At 69.8% G+C, this 592-nt stretch carries 1 protein-coding gene; it reads right to left on the minus strand.

Going from position 1 to position 592, the window contains the following annotated elements; translation table 11 throughout:
- On the minus strand, positions 1 to 549 hold a 549-nt coding region (locus AC1DU6_RS34950), incomplete at its 3' end, for an extracellular solute-binding protein (protein ID WP_477863128.1).
- Positions 550 to 592: the final 43 nt, after the last annotated feature.

Raw genomic sequence — 592 nt, forward strand, 5'->3', positions numbered from 1 at the left:
CGGCAGCAGGATGGGTTTGTCCATGCCCTGCTCGCGCAGCCGCGCCAGCGCGGCGCGCCAGTCATCCCAACTCACAGGCATGGCCTTGATGCCGGCCTTGGCCAGCAGATCCTGGCGCACAAACATCAGCCGCGTGTCGACATACCAGGGCAGGCCCACGCGCTGGCCACCGGCCAGGTTGGTGGCCCAGACGCCTTCGAAATAGTCCGTCGCCTGCAGTGCCGGCGTGCGCGCCAGCCAAGGCTCCAGCGGCTCCAGCGCGCCCAGGGCCTGCATCTCGGGTAGCCAGGTGTTGCCGACCTGGGCCAGATCGGGCGTGGCGTCGCCAGCGAATGCCGTCAGCAGCTTCTCGTGCGCGGCCGTCCACGGCAGTTGCTCGACCTTGACGCGCACGCCGGGGTGTTCACGTTCGAAGCCTGGCATCAACTCGGCCACGACCTCGCTCTCGCGGCCCATGGCCCAGAAGCGCAGTGTCGTCGTGCCATCGTGACGCGCACAGCCGGTCAGGGCCGCGGCGGCGGAAGCGCTGAGCAGGTCACGGCGGCGCATGTCAGCCGAGCCAGCCTCCGGTGAAGCCAGCCCGCTTCAAGCC

Source organism: Roseateles sp. P5_B10 (assembly GCF_056400485.1).